9 protein-coding genes are annotated in these 17,153 nt (G+C 71.1%); 2 read left to right on the forward strand and 7 right to left on the reverse strand.

What is annotated here, in order from left to right:
• The first annotated feature begins 60 nt into the window (after positions 1-60).
• Positions 61-3,726 carry an SdrD B-like domain-containing protein gene (locus PV682_RS21125; protein ID WP_319732051.1) on the forward strand — a complete coding sequence of 1,222 codons (3,666 nt, stop codon included), beginning with the start codon at positions 61-63 and terminating at the stop codon, positions 3,724-3,726.
• Between the two features lie 64 nt (positions 3,727-3,790).
• Here the strand turns inward: PV682_RS21125 and PV682_RS21130 are convergent, their stop codons facing one another.
• From PV682_RS21130 to PV682_RS21155, 6 genes are all read right to left on the reverse strand, one after another.
• Entirely contained in the window at positions 3,791-5,830 is a 2,040-nt protein-coding gene (locus tag PV682_RS21130; protein ID WP_319732053.1) for a galactose-binding domain-containing protein, read from the reverse strand.
• A gap of 216 nt (positions 5,831-6,046) precedes the next feature.
• Positions 6,047-8,056: a helix-turn-helix domain-containing protein gene (locus tag PV682_RS21135; RefSeq protein ID WP_319732055.1), complete on the reverse strand. Its 2,010-nt coding sequence runs from the start codon at positions 8,054-8,056 to the stop codon at positions 6,047-6,049.
• Between the two features lie 153 nt (positions 8,057-8,209).
• Positions 8,210-9,121 carry a YceI family protein gene (locus PV682_RS21140; RefSeq protein ID WP_319732057.1) on the reverse strand — a complete coding sequence of 304 codons (912 nt, stop codon included), beginning with the start codon at positions 9,119-9,121 and terminating at the stop codon, positions 8,210-8,212.
• 125 nt (positions 9,122-9,246) lie between these two features.
• Complete coding sequence (locus tag PV682_RS21145) at positions 9,247-10,320, reverse strand: maleylacetate reductase (protein ID WP_319732059.1); 1,074 nt, start codon at positions 10,318-10,320, stop codon at positions 9,247-9,249.
• Positions 10,317-11,168, reverse strand: a complete 852-nt coding sequence (locus PV682_RS21150; protein ID WP_319732061.1) for a dioxygenase family protein — start codon at positions 11,166-11,168, stop codon at positions 10,317-10,319. The genes PV682_RS21145 and PV682_RS21150 overlap by 4 nt, the downstream gene beginning before the upstream one ends.
• Before the next feature lie 9 nt (positions 11,169-11,177).
• Positions 11,178-12,920 (reverse strand): FAD-dependent oxidoreductase, encoded by a 1,743-nt coding sequence (locus tag PV682_RS21155; RefSeq protein ID WP_319732063.1) that lies wholly within the window; start codon positions 12,918-12,920, stop codon positions 11,178-11,180.
• Positions 12,921-13,258: 338 nt separating this feature from the next.
• Between PV682_RS21155 and PV682_RS21160 the strand changes: the two genes are divergently transcribed.
• Positions 13,259-16,285: a beta-N-acetylglucosaminidase domain-containing protein gene (locus PV682_RS21160; RefSeq protein WP_319732065.1), complete on the forward strand. Its 3,027-nt coding sequence runs from the start codon at positions 13,259-13,261 to the stop codon at positions 16,283-16,285.
• A 49-nt stretch (positions 16,286-16,334) separates the two neighbouring features.
• On the opposite strand, the gene PV682_RS21165 is transcribed toward PV682_RS21160, so the two are convergent.
• Positions 16,335-17,123 carry an SIS domain-containing protein gene (locus PV682_RS21165; protein ID WP_319732067.1) on the reverse strand — a complete coding sequence of 263 codons (789 nt, stop codon included), beginning with the start codon at positions 17,121-17,123 and terminating at the stop codon, positions 16,335-16,337.
• Positions 17,124-17,153 lie beyond the last annotated feature (30 nt).

Genomic DNA, 17,153 nt, shown 5'->3' on the forward strand with positions numbered 1-17,153 from the left:
CTTTATGTGCCTATATGGGGTGAGTGGTTCTTCATGAGACTCCATGAGACGAGGAGCAGCATGCGCAAGGAAACACTGCGGAGACGGGTCCGGCGGCGGATCGCCGTCGGCCTCGTGCTGGCCGTGTGCACGGCCGGCGCACCCGTCGCCCAGGCAGCGTCCACCGCCTCGGGCCCGGCGCGGGCCAAGGGCGCCGGCGACGGCACGGTGACCGTACGGGTCGTCACCGAGGTGAACGCCGACGGCGCGTACGACAGCGCCCTGGAGCCCGGCATGGCGGGCGTGACCGTCACCCTGACGGACGACGCGGGCCAGAAGCTGACGGCGACGACCGACGCGGACGGGCTCGCGACCTTCACCCCGGCGTCCTCGGCGCTGACCGGAGGCAAGTACCGGATCGAGGTGCGGAACCCCGACACGGCCACCTACCAGCCGGCGATCGCGGGCCTCGGCACGGGCGCCGACGTGATCCGCTCGAACACCGGGTTCGTGGACGTCTCGGGCGGCACGGACGCCACGTACACCACCGGCTTCTGGGAGCCGGACGTCTACTACCCCGAGACCCCGACGCTGGTCACGGCGGGCCTCGCCAAGGGTGACGCGACCGGCATGCAGGGCCTGATGCAGTTCGACGGCAACCTCACGAACACCTCGCCCGGCGGCACGGTCACCCAGCTCACCGACAACACCAAGCAGCAGGCCGTCTTCGGCATCGGCACCGACCGCTCCGGCAACGTCTTCATGGGCACCTCGGTGAAGCGGCACACCGAGTACGGCCCGGCCGGACCCGTCAACGCGATCTACCGCTACAACAGCACCAGCACGGCGGTGACGACGTTCACCACCCTGCCCGGCGCCCTCACCCCGCACGACGCGACCGGCAACTACCTCCACGACGACGTCATCTACAGCAAGGTCGGCCGCGAGGGCCTCGGCGACGTCGACGTCTCCGGCGACGGCAAGACGCTGTACGCCGTCAACCTGAACGACTCGAAGCTGTACACCGTGCCGATCAACGGCACCGGCGACGACGTCAAGGCCGGTACGCCGGCCTCGTACGACATCCCGAAGCCGGCGTCCTGCGTCGGCGACTGGCACCCGTACGGCATCGGCGTGCGCGGCAAGCGCGTGCTGGTCGGCGGGGTGTGCGGCGCCGAGTCGACCGTCACCCCGACGCTGGCGTGGGGCGACCCCTCCCAGCTGAGCGCGCACGTCTCCGAGTTCAAGGGCGGCTCGTTCAGCGAACTGACCTCGTACGCGCTGAACTTCGACCGGGGCTGCGCCTACCGCTTCCTCGGCGCGTCGGGCTACCGCTGCGACGACACGACGACGGTCGGCCAGCAGATGAGCGCCGACTGGGAGGCGTGGAACGAGCGGGTGCCGGTGCGTGAGGAGCACACGTTCGTCGCCGCGCCGCAGCCCATGCTGTCCAACATCGAGATCGCCGACAACGGCGACCTGATCATGGCCTTCCGCGACCGCTTCGCGGACATGCAGGGCAACCGTACCTACTCCTACGGCTCGACGACGGCCCAGGTCGCGTCGGTGGCCGCCGGCGACGTGCTGCGGGCGTGCGTGTCGGGGTCGACGTACACGCTGGAGAACAACGGCTCCTGCGGGTCGTTCACGGGTGCCAGCCCGAACAACCAGCAGGGTCCGGGCAACGGCGAGTTCTACGACGACACGACCGTCCTGTCCGACGCCCACCACGACCAGATCACCGAGGGCGGCACCGCGCTCCAGCCCTACCGCAAGAAGCTGTGGACGACCGCCTTCGACCCGTGGACGAACCAGGCGTACGAGCAGGGCGTCCGCGAGTGGGTCGCCGACGGCTCGGTGCCCACCACCAGGAAGCGGGCGGACGACAGCGGCTCGATCATCGGCAACCTGCTGATCAAGTCGACCTGGACCGACGGCTCGAACCTCTTCGGCAAGGGCAACGGCCTCGCCGACCTGGAGCTGATCAGCGCCCCGCCGCCGGTCCAGATCGGCAACCGGGTCTGGTACGACACGGACGGCGACGGCGTCCAGGACCCGTCCGAGCCGCCGATCCCGGGCGTCGTCGTCACCCTGACGGCCCCGGACGGCAAGAAGCTCACCGCGACGACCGACGCCAACGGCGAGTACTACATCGGCACCCCGCAGGGCCTGGAGCCGAACACGTCGTACGACGTCACCTTCGACCGCTCCAAGGCCGACACCTCCGGCCTGCCCGGCACCCCCGCCCCCAAGGACCTCCAGTTCACGAAGGCGAACGCGGGCAGCGACACACACATCAACTCCAAGCCGGACAGCGCCGGAAAGACGACGGTGGCCGTCGGTGACCCCGGCTACACCAACCACGACGTCGACGCGGGCCTGACGCCGCTCAACAAGCTGGGCGACTACGTCTGGTACGACGAGAACGGCGACGGCATCCAGGACCCGACGGAGAAACCGGCCTCCGGGATCACCGTCAAGCTGATCGACCCGGCGACCGGCCAGACGATCAAGACCACGACGACCGGCACCGACGGCAAATACCTCTTCGACCAGCTGCCCGACGGCAAGTACAAGGTCTGCTTCGACAAGCCGGCCGGCTACCAGTGGACCAAGCAGAACGCGGGCGCGACCGGCGACGACTCGGTCGTCGACCCGTCGACCGGCTGCTCCGCCGAGGTCACCCTGGGCCCGGCCAACCGCTCGGACCTCACCCTGGACGCGGGCCTCACGCCGCTGAACAAGGTCGGCGACTACGTCTGGTACGACGCGAACAGCAACGGCATCCAGGACCCGGGCGAGAAGCCGGCGTCCGGGGTCCCGGTCAAGCTGATCGACGCGACGACCGGCAAGACCGTCAAGACCACGACGACCGGCACCGACGGCAAGTACCTCTTCGAGGACCTGCCCGACGGTTCGTACAAGGTCTGCTTCACGGCACCGGCCGGCTACCAGTTCACGAAGCAGAACGCCGGGGCGTCCGGCAACGACTCGGTCGTGGACCCGAAGACCGGGTGCTCGGCGCCGGTCACGCTGGGCCCGCTGAACCGGACGGACCTCACGCTCGACGCGGGGCTCACGCCGCTCAACAAGCTGGGCGACTACGTCTGGTACGACGACAACGCGAACGGCATCCAGGACAAGGGCGAGAAGCCCACCCCCGGGGTCACCGTGAAGCTCATCGACCCGGCGACCGGCAAGACGCTCAGGACGACCAAGACGGACGCGCAGGGGAAGTACCTCTTCGACAACCTGCCCGACGGCTCGTACAAGGTCTGCTTCGTCAAGCCGACCGGCTACCAGTGGACGAAGCAGAACGCGGGCGGGGTCGGCAACGACTCGGTCGTCAACCAGAAGACCGGCTGCTCGAACCCGGTGACGCTGGGTCCCGGCAACCGGGCGAACCTCACCCTGGACGCCGGGCTCGTCAAGGAGTTGGGGGTGACGGTCCAGACCGTCGACGCCAAGACCGGTACGCCGCTGGGCAGTACGGTCGTCCAGCTGTGGCGGGTCGTGGGCGGCAAGAAGACGCTCGTCGGTGACTGCTCGACACCGGTCAACGGCAAGTGCTTCTTCGGGCCGCTGCCGCCCGGCACGTACTACGCGGTCGTCAAGGACGTCCCCGAGGGCTACGACATGCCGTCGAACCCGACGACGAAGACGTACCAACTGACCGTGAAGAACGACGGGTTGGTCATCAGGATCCCGATTCCGCGCGGGGAGCCGTGCAAGGGGAAGAAGTGCTGATCTTCTAGTCAGCGGCCGGGGCCGTGCACTCCTTACGGGGTGCACGGCCCTGATGCTTCGTCAACTAACTGCTGTAGACGCCGACTTCGCGGAGCGAGTACCCCCACTCGGTCCCCCGCTGCACGCCCTGGACGCGGACGTACCGCGCCGGGGTCGCCGTGAAGCGGGCCGTGTCGAGGCCGCCGTCACCGGCCGAAGTCGACCAGGCCGTACGCCAGTTCGCGCCGTCCGTGGAGACGTCGATGCGGTACGCCTTGCCGTACGCCCGCTCCCAGTCCAGCGTCACCCGGCCCACCAGCTGTGTAGTGCCGAGGTCGGTCTGCCAGGACTGCACGTCGCTCCAGTCGCTCGCCCAGCGCGTGGAGTTGTCGCCGTCGTTCGCCCGGCCGGGCTGGTAGCTGGTGAACGGGTTGGACTCCGAGGAGCTGGCGCTCGCGGTGCCGGTGCGGGCGAGGTTCACGCCCGCCCGGTGGTCCTCGGTGGCGCCCCAGGTGCCGAGGTAGGACTCGGCGCCCCGGAAGAGGTCGCCCACGGCGTCCTGGCCGCCGGCCCTGCGGATGTCCTCGATCCAGTCGGGGATCAGCCCGGCGTGCGCGGCGCCGTCGGTGTTGATGTCGAACGTGCGCTGCCCGCTGGTCTGCCGGTCGATGACCGAGCCGCCGTCGACGCTGGTGAAGGGGTACGTCACCTTCGTCGTCGTCTCGCCGCGCGGGCCGGGGTGCTCGCCGACGCCGTTGAAGTCGGTGCCGAAGCCGTAGCCGACGCCGTACTTCTCGCGCAGCGCGTCCGTGCGGGCGGCCTCCTTCACGAACTCCTCGGTGCCGTGCATGTACTGCGCGACGAAGCCGCCGAGCGAGTAGACCCGCTCGGTCCACTTGAGGTCCATCCAGCTGTGCGAGGACAGCACGCCGGGGTAGGACGCGGCCTCGAACATGTCGAGCACCCGGCCGGTGGCCTTGACGCTCATGTGGTCGATCTCCAGCATCATCTTGCGCTGCATCATGCCGCGTACGGCGTACTCGCCGAGTTCGGTCAACCCCCGTTTGTTGCACTGGGCGTTGTCCTCGTACACGGGCACCTCGACGCCGTCCGGCAGTTCCTCCTCGGCCTTGGAGGCGGCGCCGCCGATGGGGTTGTCGTGCATCGCGGTCGTGCACTTCTCGGTCTGCCAGAACGTGCCGGTCGACAGGAACTGGCCGACGTTGATGGCGGTGCCGAGGCCGCCCTCGTCGAAGCGGACGCCGCACAGCGCGTTGTCGAACTTGTGGCACAGGAACATGGAGCGCACGCCGAGCGCGTACAGCTCGTCGAGGCCCTTGTCGATGTCGGCCCGGGAGCACTGGGCGACGTCCAGGATCTGCTTGCAGCCGAACGGCTCCGAGGTCTCGACGCCCAGGATCACCGCCAGCTTGCCCTGTTCGATCACCTTCCGCGCCTGCTCGCTGTCGGTGACGACGCGGAACCAGCCCTTGCCGGTGCCGCCGTACTGCCGGTCGATGTACGCCTGGAGGTCGTACGTCAGCTTCGCCTGGAGGCGGATCGACGTCATCTCGTCGCAGGAGCGGTCCTTGAAGAAGTACACCGAGCAGATCACGCCGTTGGTGACCAGGTCATTCACCAGGACGCGCTGGCCGCCGCGCCAGGCGCGCTCCACCCAGGCGTAGTAGTTCGCCTGGTGCGTCATCGAGTCGTACGCGGGCCAGTCCTTGAAGGTCGGCCAGCCGGTCGGGTCGTGCTTGCCGTCGCCGCCGTGGGTGATGTAGTCGAAGATCGCGAGGGTGCCGTCCGGGTAGTGCTCCGGGCAGTCCTTCAGCGCGTCCGCCACGCCGGCCTCCGAGAAGACCTTGCCGCAGATCAGCCGGCCGCCGAACGCCTCGTTGGAGAAGAGGTGGTTGTGGGCGTCGACGAAGCCGCGTACCTCTCCGGCCGCGTTCGTGCCGGTGAAGGGCTCGCCGGTGACGTTGATCCGGGAGTCGGGGGTGGGGCGGGCGGTGGGAGTCCACCAGTCCGTGGCGGCCGAACTCGGGGTGGGAACCAGAGCAGTTGTGAGCAGCAACAGCAGGAGGGTGAGCAAAGTGACGCGTCTGCGTCCGGCCGTGGTCATGTGGCGGTCCCTCGGGTCGGCGGGGGCGCGCGCGGTCGATGAGCCGGGGTGTGCGGCGTTGGCCGGGGTGTGCGGCGTTCCCCTCACCGTTCCACGGAATTGTCATGACCGTCGCAAGATCTTCACGGACGAGGATCGGGGTGGAGCCGGTGCGCAGTCAAGAGTTGGGAAAGACCGACTGGTCGGAATCGCTTCCGGATGCCGGGAGTTGCTCGGCTACCCTCGGTAACTCCGCAGCTTTCTATAGAGAGTTGCCCGCCCGATACCCAGCGCCGACGCCGCTCGCGCCTTGTTGCCGCCGTGCCGTTTCAGCGCCTGGAGGATCGCCGTGCGCTCCGCGTCCTCCATCGGGCTGAGGGGGCGGTGCGCGGGGCCTTCCCTTACGGCGTCGGGGAGTTCGGCCCTGCGGACCGGGCCCGTGAGGCGGCGGCCCTGTGCCAACGCGTGCACGACGTGCGTGAGTTCGGTGAGGTTGCCCGGCCAGGGGTGGCGTTCCAGCGCCCGCAGGGCGTCCAGGGACCACGTCAGCGGGGGCTGTCCGGCCGGGGGCTTCGGGGCGAGCGTCCTCAGCAACTCCGCGATGTCCTCCGGGCGTTCACGCAGGGCGGGGAGCGTGATCGTGCGGGCCGCCAGGACGTCCAGGAGGCGCTGGAGGCAGGGGCCCGGGGGCGTGCCGGGGGTGTACGTGACGTACAGCTGGGCCGTGGGGTGGGTATCCAGGAGGGAGTTGAGGGTCGCGATGTCCGGTGGGGCGAGGCGTTCCGCGTGGCGGAGGATCAGAGGGTGACCTGCCGTCAGGTGGTCGACCGCGTCGCCGAGTTCGGACTCGGCCGCGTCCACCGTCCTTGCGTGCGGGGTGAGTTCGCGGGCCAGGGTGGTCTTGCCGGTGCCCCGTTCGCCGGTGATCAGCAACGGGGGGCGGGTGCGGCAGGGTTCGGCACCGTTCTGGACCGGGGCCGGGTTCAGGACGGCGACCACTCCCACGGTCGCCTCGCCCTGCCGTACCGGCGTGAGCTCGACCCTCCGTCCGGCCACCGTGAGCTGCCTCGCCTCCGGGTCCTTCAGCGCGGCCCGTTCGAGCCGGTGCAGGTCCTCCGGCGTGAGCGCCCTCGCCGCCAGGTCGTCGACCAGCCTGCTGTGTCCCCCGAACGCCGCGACCGGGCGATCGCCGGTCCGGGCGGAGAGGTAGGCGTCCAGGAGGAGGCGTTCGGGGGTGGCGGAGCGGGCGAGAAGCTCGGCTTCGACGGCTGCGGCGACGGCTTCGGCCAGGGCGGCGGAGGGGTGGTGGGACGGGGTGGGGTGGGCGGCCGAGGGGGGAGGGCCGGCGGGGTCGGAGGAGGCGGGGTGGGCGGCCGGGGGGCGAGAGCCGGCCGGGTCGGACGAGGCGGAGTCGACACCCGAGGGGCGAGAGCCGACGAGGTCGGACGAGGCGGGGTGAGCGCCCGAGGAGCGAGAGCCGGCCAGGCCGGACGAGGCGGAGTCGACACCCGAGGAGCGAGAGCCGGCCAGGCCGGACGAGGCGGAGTCGACACCCGAGGAGCGAGAGCCGGCCAGGCCGGACGAGGCGGAGTGAGCGCCCGCACGGCGAGAACCGGCCCGGTCAGAGGGGCCGTCCGAGGGGCAGAGGTCGGGGAGGTGGGGGTCCGGGAGCTGGGCCGGGTTGGAAGACCGGGGCGGCGAAGGGTGGGCGTCGGGGGTCTGGCCCATGCAGCCCTCGCACAGCCGGGTCGTGACGGTGACCGTGCCGACCGGCCGGGTGGCGCCCGGCGCGCGGACGGGTGCGCTGACGGCGGACGTCTCCTGCCAGTCGTCCAGGAAGTGCTCGGGCCCGTGGACCTCGGCGCGGCGCCCGGTCCGCAGCGCGGTGGCGGCGCTGTTGGGGCCGACGCGCTCCTCGGAGAGGTCCGCGCGCGGACGCCCGTGCGGATGGACGCCCCCGCTCCACAGCACCCTCAGCCGCGCGTCGGTGAACACGAGCGCCGACCGCCCGTCCAACGCGGAGGCGAGCCGCTCCAGCACCGGCCGGGCCGCCTCCAGCACGGGCGCCGCCCCCACGACCGGCGCCGCTTCCCCGCCGGCGTCCCGCCGTACCCCATGGAACCTGGCCCGCCGCCAGGCCGCCACGACCTCCTCCGGCACCCCCTCGGGCACCGTCCCGCCCGCCAGGAACCGCTCCCGGGCATGGCGAAGTCGGGTAAGGGCCGGAAGCTGTTCTGCGATCGTCATGGCACCTCTCACCGTACCGGGAACGGTTGAAGAGGCAACCAAAGCCCTCACCTCCACCGCGCCCCGGCCCCACGACAGCCCCTCGCACCTCGAAGCCTCACCCTGCGGGACAGGCTCCCCCGGCGTCGGGGGAACTCGTCCGGGCCGGGGCCCTTACTCCGGCGGCGTAGGCATGTCCGGTGAGCGGTACATCGCCTGGACGTCCAGTTCCAGCTGGACCGTGGGGCCGACCACCGCGATGCCCCGGGCCAGCATCGAGCGCCAGTTGAGGGTGTAGTCCTCGCGGTGGAGTTCGGCCGTGGCGAGGGCGGCGCAGCGGAGTTCCTCGCCGTAGCCGCCGTTGACCGTGCCGAGGTACGTCGTGTCGAGGGACACGGAGCGGCTCACGCCGTGCATCGTGAGGGTGCCCTGGAGGGTCCACTTGCTGCCGCCGCGGTAGGCGAAGCGGGTGCTGCGGAAGTCGACGTACGGAAAGCGCTCGACGTCGAGGAAGTCCGCCGAACGCAGGTGGTTGTCACGGGTGTTGTTGCCCGTGTTGATGCTGTCCGCGTGGATGCGGACATGGACGCTGGAGTCGCTCATGTCCGGCGCGACGCGTATCGCGCCGTCGAACCGCTCGAACCGGCCGTGCACGTGCGCCATGCCGACGTGCTTGGCGATGAAGCGGATCGCGGTGTGCGGCGGGTCGAACGCCCAGCCGCCGGGCGGCGGGAGCGGGAGCTGGCGGGCCGGCTGGAGCCGGACCAGGCCGGGCGCGGGGCTGTGGCCGCCGAGCACGTCGACGGTCTCCCGGTGCGGGTTCAGCCCCTCCGCGATCGCCAGCATGCTGTACCGGCCGGGCGGCAGGACGGCGACGAAGAACCCGTACGGGTCCGTGATGCCGCGCGCGGCCACCTGGTGCGTGTCGAGCGCGGTGATCGTCACCTCGACCGCGCCCATCGGCTGGTCCACGGGGTCGACGATCGTCCACCCGACCGAGCCCGCGCCCGCGGGCAGCGCCAGCCGCAGCCCGGTATCGGCCGCCGCGCCCTTGTCCCGTCGGCGCCGGAGCAGTCCGAGGGCCATGTTGTGTCACCTTCCTGAGTTCCTGAATATGATCCGCGAGCGCCGGTACGGCCCTCACGGTCGGGCGGGTGGGGTTCCCGGACCGGCGAACTCGGTTTCCCTGTACGCCGGTTGCGTGGACCCCGTCACCGTCCCCTCGGTTCCCGCCCTGCGAACGCGTCGCGCAGCACCCCCAGCACGCCGTCCGCCGTGACCTGGCGCGGATTCGGGTAGGCCGTCCCCACGGCCAGCTCCACCGCGCGCCCCAGGTCCCCCTCGGCCAGCCCGAGTTCACCCAACGACCGGGGTGCCCCGAGCCGCCCGCACAGCTCCCGCAGCGCCCCCACCGGTTCCGCCGAGCCCAGCGCCCGCCCGAGCCGCGTCAACGCGTCCGGCGCGGCAGGGGAGTTGAAGGCGAGGACGTACGGCAGCAGCACCGTGTGCGTCTCGGCGTGCGGCAGCCCGAAGGTGCCGCCCAGGACGTGCGCCAGTTTGTGATGCAGGCCCATGATGGTCGACCCCAGCACCGCCCCGCACAGCCAGGCCCCGTACAGGGCCCGGCCCCGGGCCGCCAAGTCGCCGGGCGCAGAGGCCAGTTCGGGAAGCGCGCCCGCCATCGCCCGCGCGCCCTCCTCCGCCATCAGCTGGAGCAGCGGCGACACCCCCGGCGAGTACAGCCCCTCGGCGGCATGCGCGATCGCGTTGACGCCGCTGGTCACCGACAGGTCCACCGGCATGCCGACGGTCAGGTCGGGGTCGTACACGACACTGCGCGGCAGCACCGCCGGATCGCGGCCCGTACGCTTCACCCCGTCCTCGGTGAGCCCCCACACGGGCGTCATCTCCGAGCCGGAGTACGTGGTCGGTACGGCGATCAGCGGCAGCCCGGCGCGCAGCGCGAGCGCCTTGCCGAGCCCGATCGCGGAGCCGCCGCCCACGGCCACGCACCCGTCGGCGCGCAGCTCTCCGGCCAACTCCACGGCCCGCTCGGCGACTTCGACGGGAACGTGCATCCGGGCCGCCGCGTGCACTCCCACGCACACCGTCCCGAGCGCCCGCGCGACCCCCTGCGCGACCTGCGCGCCACGCGCCCCGCTCACCACCAGCACCCGTTCCAGGCCCAGCCGTTCGGCCTCCCCCGGCACGGCGCTCGTCGACGCGCCGGACCGCAGCACCACCCGCGACCCCGGCACGTCGTGCACGAACTCCACGCCGGTCACCGGGGGTTGAGGACGAGGTCGAAGCGGGCGTGCCGGAAGGGGTGCGCGACGCCGAACTCCCGTGCCAGGGCGGGGTCGTCGGTCGTGGCGAAGTCCTGCACGAGGCTCTCCTTCACCGCGAACACGGCGTCGGAGTCGAGGTATCGGCCGCCCGCGACGAAGATGTGCGTGGTGACCGGCGTGTGCTGCGGCGCGGACGCGATGAAGTGGATGTGCGCGGGCCGGTACGGGTGTCGCCCGGTCGCCCGCAGCAGGTCGCCCACGGGGCCGTCGGTGGGGATCGGGTACGCGTCCGGCACGCAGGTCCGGAACCAGAACCGTCCCTCGCCGTCGGCGGTGAACAGCCCGCGTCCGTTGCCCGGGGGCTGGACGTCGGGCTGCTGGACGTCGTAGAAGCCCTCGGCGTTCGCCTGCCATACGTCGAGCACCGCGCCCGGCAGGGGAGTTCCGTCGCCGGACAGCACCCGGCCGCTCACCACGCACGGTTCGCCGGTGCCCGACAGGTCGATGTCCGCGCCGAGTTCACGCACCGGGGACTCGGTCATGTGGAACGGCCCGAGGACCGTCGACTCGGTGCCGGGGCCGGTGTCGCCGTTCACGGTCTCGACCAGCATCGACACGCCGAGCACGTCGGACAGCAGGATGAACTCCTGCCGCGTGTCGGTGCACGTCTGCCCGGTCGCGGTGAGGAAGCCGATCGCCCGCTCCCACTCCTCGCCGGTCAGCCCCGTCTCGCGGACGAAGTCGTGCAGGTGCCGGGTGAGGGAGCCGAGCAGCTCGCGCAGCCGGGGGTCGGGGGTGTCCGCAAAGCTGGCGACCACCGACTCCGTCAGATCCTGTGTACTCATACGACTCCCTCAGCCCCGCCCGAGCACCCGCCCGAGCGCCTCCGACAACCGGCGTCCAGCATCCTTCGCCGCTCCCGCGTACCGGTACGCGACATACCCGTCGGGCCGCACGAGGAGGACGCCCGCGTCGGAGACCTCCCGCAGCCGAGCCCAGTCGCCGTACGGGTCGTCGTACTCCTGACCAGGGCCGATGACCACGGACGGCACGCCGAGCGCGTCGGCGGCGCGGACCCAGTCCTCGCCGCCGATGCCGGTCAGAACCGTGAAGCGGCCCTTGCCGACCGTGTCCAGCGTGGACAGGGTGCGCGTCCCGGAGGTGATCCAGGCGTGCGGGAGCTTGGCGCCGGGGCGGGACGACGGCTGGTGGTAGAGCTCCGGGTCGCGGTCGAAGCCGGGGTCGGGCGTGCCGTCCGGGACGACCGCGTCGGAGGCGTACCGCTGGTTCAGGTCGACGCCGTGCGCGTTGAACTCGTACGCCTTGAAGGCGATCGCCTCCCGCAGCTTCTCCCGGCACTTCTCCGCCGCCGCTCCGGCGTCCTTGCGGTCGGCGATGTTGGCGCGCAGTTGGGCGGGGGTCTGCGGGGCGAGGAGGTCGAGGGCCTCGAAGACGGGAGCGGTCTCGCCGATCGACTGGTTCGCGCGGGTGACGATCTGCCGCCCCACGGGGGCGCGTTCGGCGCTGTAGGTGTCGAGCAGCCGCGGGCTCGCCGTCCCTTCCAGGACCAGCTTCAGCTTCCACGCCAGGTTGTACGCGTCCTGGATCGACGTGTTGGAGCCGAGGCCGTTGGACGGCGGGTGGCGGTGCACGGCGTCCCCGGCGCAGAAGACACGCCCGTTGGAGTAGGTCTCGGCGTACAGGTCGTTGACGGTCCACGCGGACGACGACTTGATCGTCACCGGGATCTCGTCGTCCCCGATCAGCTTCCGTACGACCGACTCCGCGTACTCCGTGGTCAGGTCGGGGGCGCCCGCGTCCACGTCGTACCCCCACACGATCAGCCACTCGTGCCAGGGCCGTACACACCGCACCAGCCCCGCCCCGATGCCACCGACGGTCGCGCCCGGCGTGAGGACCCAGTACAGGGTGGACGGGCGGTGCGCGGTGTACTTGGTCAGGTCCGCGTCGAAGACGATGTTGATGCTGCCGGCCACGCCCATGCGGCCGACCGTCGGCAGCCCGGCGTCCTCGGCGACCTGCGAACGGCCGCCGTCCGCGCCGATCAGGTACTTCGCGCGGATCGTGTACTCGTCGCCGCGCACCCGGTCCTCGACGGTCACCGTCACGCCGAACTCGTCCTGCGTGAACGACTTGTAGACCGTGCTGTACCGGAACACGGTGCCGCGCGCTATCGCCGCGTCCACCAGGACCGGTTCCATCAGATGCTGCGGCATGTCGCACATCCGCGTGGGGCTCGCGAGGTCGTGCTCGGCCTGTACGCGGGGGTCGTTGCCCCACGACCGCAGCCGGCCCAGCTCCTCACCGGCGAGGCTCGTGCAGAACGTCGTGTTCCCCATGAGGTGTTGGGGCGTCGCCTGCGCGACGACCTGCTCCTCGACGCCGAGGTCCCGCAGCACCTCCATCGTCCGCTGGTTCGTGATGTGCGCACGCGGCGTGTCCGCGAGGCTCCCGTACCGCGTGACGACCATGTTCGCCACCCCGTACGTACTCAGCGCCAACGCCGCCGAGGCACCTGCGGGGCCACTGCCAACGATCAGGACGTCGGTCACGACATCGGGCTCGACGGTGTGCACGGGAACGCTCCGGGGAAGTGAGGGGAACCTTCCATGATCATGAACCGGAGGGGGCGGGGGTGGGTGTCTCACTTCGAGACAGTGCGGCGGGTTTGGGACGTCGTCCTGCGGGCGCGGCCTCGCTCGGCCGGCAGTCGGCCTTTACGCCTCCTCGATCTCCGTGACCTCTCCCGAGGCCGGCGACAGGGAGGTGGGCGGCATTGGGGGCATGATCTCAGCCCACCCGTTAGTTGCGTACGTTAAGCAACCCGCACCTTGGAGGCACAGAAGGGCTCGTTCACCCCCTTGCGCCGCGCGCCCCCATTGAATGATCCATTCAATCTCACTACCATGCGCCGATGGATTCATTCACCCATGCGCTACGCAGGCGACTCCCCCTCGCCCTGCTGCTGGCCCTCGGGCTGACTCTTCCCGCCTCTCCCCCCACCTCCGCCGCCCCGGCGGCCCCGCGACCCCAGGTCTGGCCCACTCCGCAGCACATGACGGTGGGCCGAGGGTCGGTCACCGTTCCCCGTCGGGTCGTCGAGGTTCTCGGCGAGAAGACCGACCCGAGCGCCCGCAGGGTCGTCGAGGCGGCGCTGCGCGACGCGGGCGCGGACGAGATCGTGACCGTCGCGGCGGGGCACCTCCCCCCGCCGGCGGCGCTGACCGTCTACGTGGGCGGCCCCACGGAGAACGCGGACACGGCCCGCGCCCTGCGCCACCTGCACGCCCCCGCCCCCACGGGCCTCCCCGCGGAGGGGTACGTACTCGCCTCGGGCAGACGCACCCTCGCACTCTCCGGCGTCGACACCACGGGCACCTTCTACGCCGCTCAGACCCTCCGCCAGCTCCTGACAGGACGTCAACTTCCGGACGTCACGGTGAAGGACTGGCCCACGACGAGGCTCAGGGGCGTGATCGAGGGCTTCTACGGCACCCCGTGGTCGCACGCGGCGCGCCTGGCCCAACTCGACTTCTACGGCCGCACGAAGCAGAACGTGTACGTCTACTCCCCCAAGAACGACGCCTACTTGAGGGCACGCTGGCGGGACGAGTACCCGCCCGCGGCGCTCGCGACCCTCAAGGAACTGGTGGACAGGGCGGCGCAGAACCACGTCCGCTTCACCTACGCCCTCTCCCCGGGCCTGTCGGTCTGCTACTCCTCGCCGGACGACATCGCGGCGCTGGTACGGAAGTTCGCGTCGCTGTACGACATCGGCGTGCGCTCGTTCGCGATCCCGCTGGACGACATCAGCTACACGAAGTGGAACTGCGCCGCCGACGAGACCAGGTTCGGTACGGGCGGCGCGGCGGCGGGCACGGCCCAGTCGTATCTGCTCAACGAGGCGTGGACGGCGTTCAGCGAGGGCCGCTCGGGGCTCGGCCCGCTGGAGATGGTCCCCACCGAGTACTCCGACCTCGCCGACAGCCCGTACAAGACGGCGCTGCGTGAGCGGCTGGGCAAGGACGTCGTCGTGGAGTGGACCGGCACCGCCACGATTCCCCCGGTGATCACCACCGCCCAGACCGAGCGGGCCCGCGAGGTGTACGGGCATCCCATCCTGATCTGGGACAACTACCCGGTGAACGACTACGTCACCAGCCGTCTCCTCCTCGGCCCCTACAACGGCCGCGAACCCGGCGTGCCGACCGCCGCCGTCGGTGTGACCGCCAACCCGATGGTGCAGGCGGAGGCCAGCAAACTGGCCCTGTTCACCTCGGCGGACTACCTCTGGAACCCGCACGCGTACGACCCCCACCAGGCGTTCCTCGCCTCGGTCCGCGACCTCGCCGGCCCGGCGGCGGAGAAGTGGCTGCGGATCTTCGCGGAGAACCAGTACTCCTCGGCGCTGAACACCACCGAGTCCCCCACCCTGACGAAGCTGATCGCGGACTTCCGCGCGTCCGGCGACGAGAAGCCCCTGCGCGCCTACTTCACGGCCATGACGCAAACCCCCGCCCAGTTGCGCGCCCACCTCGCCAACCCCGGTTTCCTCAAGGAGAGTTCGGCCTGGCTGGACAAGCTGGGTTCGTACGGCGGCGCCGGACTCACCGCCCTCGACCTGCTGCTGGCGCACCAACAGGGCGACACCGAAGCCGTCTCCCGCCTCTGGAACCGCCTCCAGTCCGAACGCAAGGCCCTCGACGCGGTCCCCCAGCAGATCTCCCCCGGCGTCATGGACCAGTTCCTGTTCCGCACGTCCCTGGAGAACGCCCCCGCCCCCGGCCCGGACGCCACCTTCACCCCGACGTCCCTCACCCTGAAACCCGGCGAGAAGGCCACGGTCAAGCTCAGCTTCTCCCAATCGGGCCCCGCACAGTGGCAGTTGACGGTCCCAGAGGGTCTCACCGCGACCCCCACCACCGGCACAGCCACCACAGCCACCATCACCCTCACAGCCGCCCCCGACGCCACACCCGGCGTACGCCCCCTCACCGTCACCGGCGCCCTCCCCCGCACCCTCCCCGTCCAGATCACCGACGGCGCCGGCACCTTGCGCGCCCTCACCGCCAACTTCAGCGGCGCCTCGGTCAGTTCGATCGACCTCTCGACCGGCACCGGCACCGAGATCAAGACCGGCGCCAACCCCGGTGACGTGACGACGAGTTCGGACGGCCGCACGGCGTACGCGGCGAACCAGGGCGCCAACACGGTCAGCGTCATCGACGTGTCCACGGGCACGGTCACGGCGACGGTCCCCGTCGGCAGGGTCCCGGCGGGCCTCGCCCTGACGCCCGACGGCAAGACCCTCTGGGTCGCCAACTACACGGACGCCACGGTCCAGCCGATCGACACGGCGACACTCGAGCCGGGTGCGCCGATCAAGGTCGGCAGGGGCCCCGAGAACCTCACGGTCACTCCGGACGGCAAGACCCTCTACGTCCCGAACATCAACAGCAACACGGTCACCCCGGTGGACCTGGCGACGAACAAGGCGGGTACGGCGATCCCGGTCGGCCCCCGCCCCTTCAACGTGGTCGCGGCGCCCGACAGCAGGACGGTGTACGTCTCCAACTCGGGCGGCTCGTCGATCACCCCGATCGACACGGCGACGAACGACACCAAGCCGACGTACCTGGTCACCGGCCAGGCGTACGGCCTGACGATCACCCCGGACGGCCGCACCCTCTGGGTCACCGCCAGCACGGGCACCACGGCGACCCCGGTCGACACGGTGACGGGCGCCCCGGGCGCCCCGGTGACGGTGGGCAGGTCGGCCTTCGACGCGGCGCCGAGCTGGAACGGTGACACGGTCTATGTGACGACGGCCGACGAGAACCGGCTCGTGCCGCTGGACACGGGGACGGGCAAGCCCGGAACGCCGCTGCCGACGGGGGCGTACCCGTTGGCGGCGGCGGTGACGGGGGTGCCGGTGAAGTAGCGAAGAGGGGTTGCCGTCCGCAGGGACGGCAACCCCTCTTTCCCGGACGTCAGCTCGCGGTGCGGCGGATCCGTCCCTCGTACTTCTTCTCCAGCAGCAGGTTGCCCTCGAAGCCGCCCGGGACGTTCGCCGACACGTACACCGGCGGCCGGTCCCCGGACTCGATCAGCTGGCCCGCCGCCTCGGCCACGGCCATCTGCACCAGCATCACCCCGGTCAGCGTGGACAGCGCGCACACCGCGCCGCCGTCCGGCAGCGGCAGCAGCGCGTCCCCGGGAGGTGCCGCGTTGTCGAGCACGACGTCCGCCAGGTCGGCCAGCTTCCTGCCGCTGGGGTGCTTGGCCGGGACGGCGCGGGTGTGGGCGAGGGACGTGATCGCGAGGAGCTTGTGCCCGTGTTCCTTCGCCTGGAGGGCCATCTCGACGATGACGTTGTTGACGCCGGAGTTGGAGACGACGACGAAGAGGTCCTGCGGCCGGGGCGCGGCGAGGTCGTACAGGCGGGCGGCGACGCCGGGCTCGCGTTCGAGGAGCGGGTCGTCGAGGGCGCTGGGCGCGTCGCCGCCGAAGAGGACGAGGTCGGGGACCTGGAGCCGGTTGGTGGGGACGAACCCGCCCGCGCGGCCCGCGAGTTCGAGGACGAGGGCCTGGGAGTGGCCGGTGCCGAACGCCTGGATCACCCCGTCGTCGCGGACGCACTGGGCGATGAGGGCGGCGGCCCGGGACACGTCGTCCCGGGATGTCTCGACGAGGCGGGAGAGGACGTCGAGTCCCTCCTTGGCGAAGCGTTCCGCGCGCACTGACTCGTTGGCGGACTCGTTGGCGGACTCGACGGTCACCTGGCACTCCCCACTGGATTGATGGCTCAA

It is taken from the genome of Streptomyces niveiscabiei, assembly GCF_033794345.1.
GTDB lineage: Bacteria > Actinomycetota > Actinomycetes > Streptomycetales > Streptomycetaceae > Streptomyces > Streptomyces niveiscabiei.

Coding starts and splice junctions, on each gene's coding strand:
- PV682_RS21150 (WP_319732061.1), bottom strand. CDS start 11,168: ATGAGTACACAGGATCTGACGGAGTCGGTGGTCGCCAGCTTTGCGGAC.
- PV682_RS21125 (WP_319732051.1), top strand. CDS start 61: ATGCGCAAGGAAACACTGCGGAGACGGGTCCGGCGGCGGATCGCCGTC.
- PV682_RS21130 (WP_319732053.1), bottom strand. CDS start 5,830: ATGACCACGGCCGGACGCAGACGCGTCACTTTGCTCACCCTCCTGCTG.
- PV682_RS21140 (WP_319732057.1), bottom strand. CDS start 9,121: ATGGCCCTCGGACTGCTCCGGCGCCGACGGGACAAGGGCGCGGCGGCC.
- PV682_RS21160 (WP_319732065.1), top strand. CDS start 13,259: ATGGATTCATTCACCCATGCGCTACGCAGGCGACTCCCCCTCGCCCTG.
- PV682_RS21135 (WP_319732055.1), bottom strand. CDS start 8,056: ATGACGATCGCAGAACAGCTTCCGGCCCTTACCCGACTTCGCCATGCC.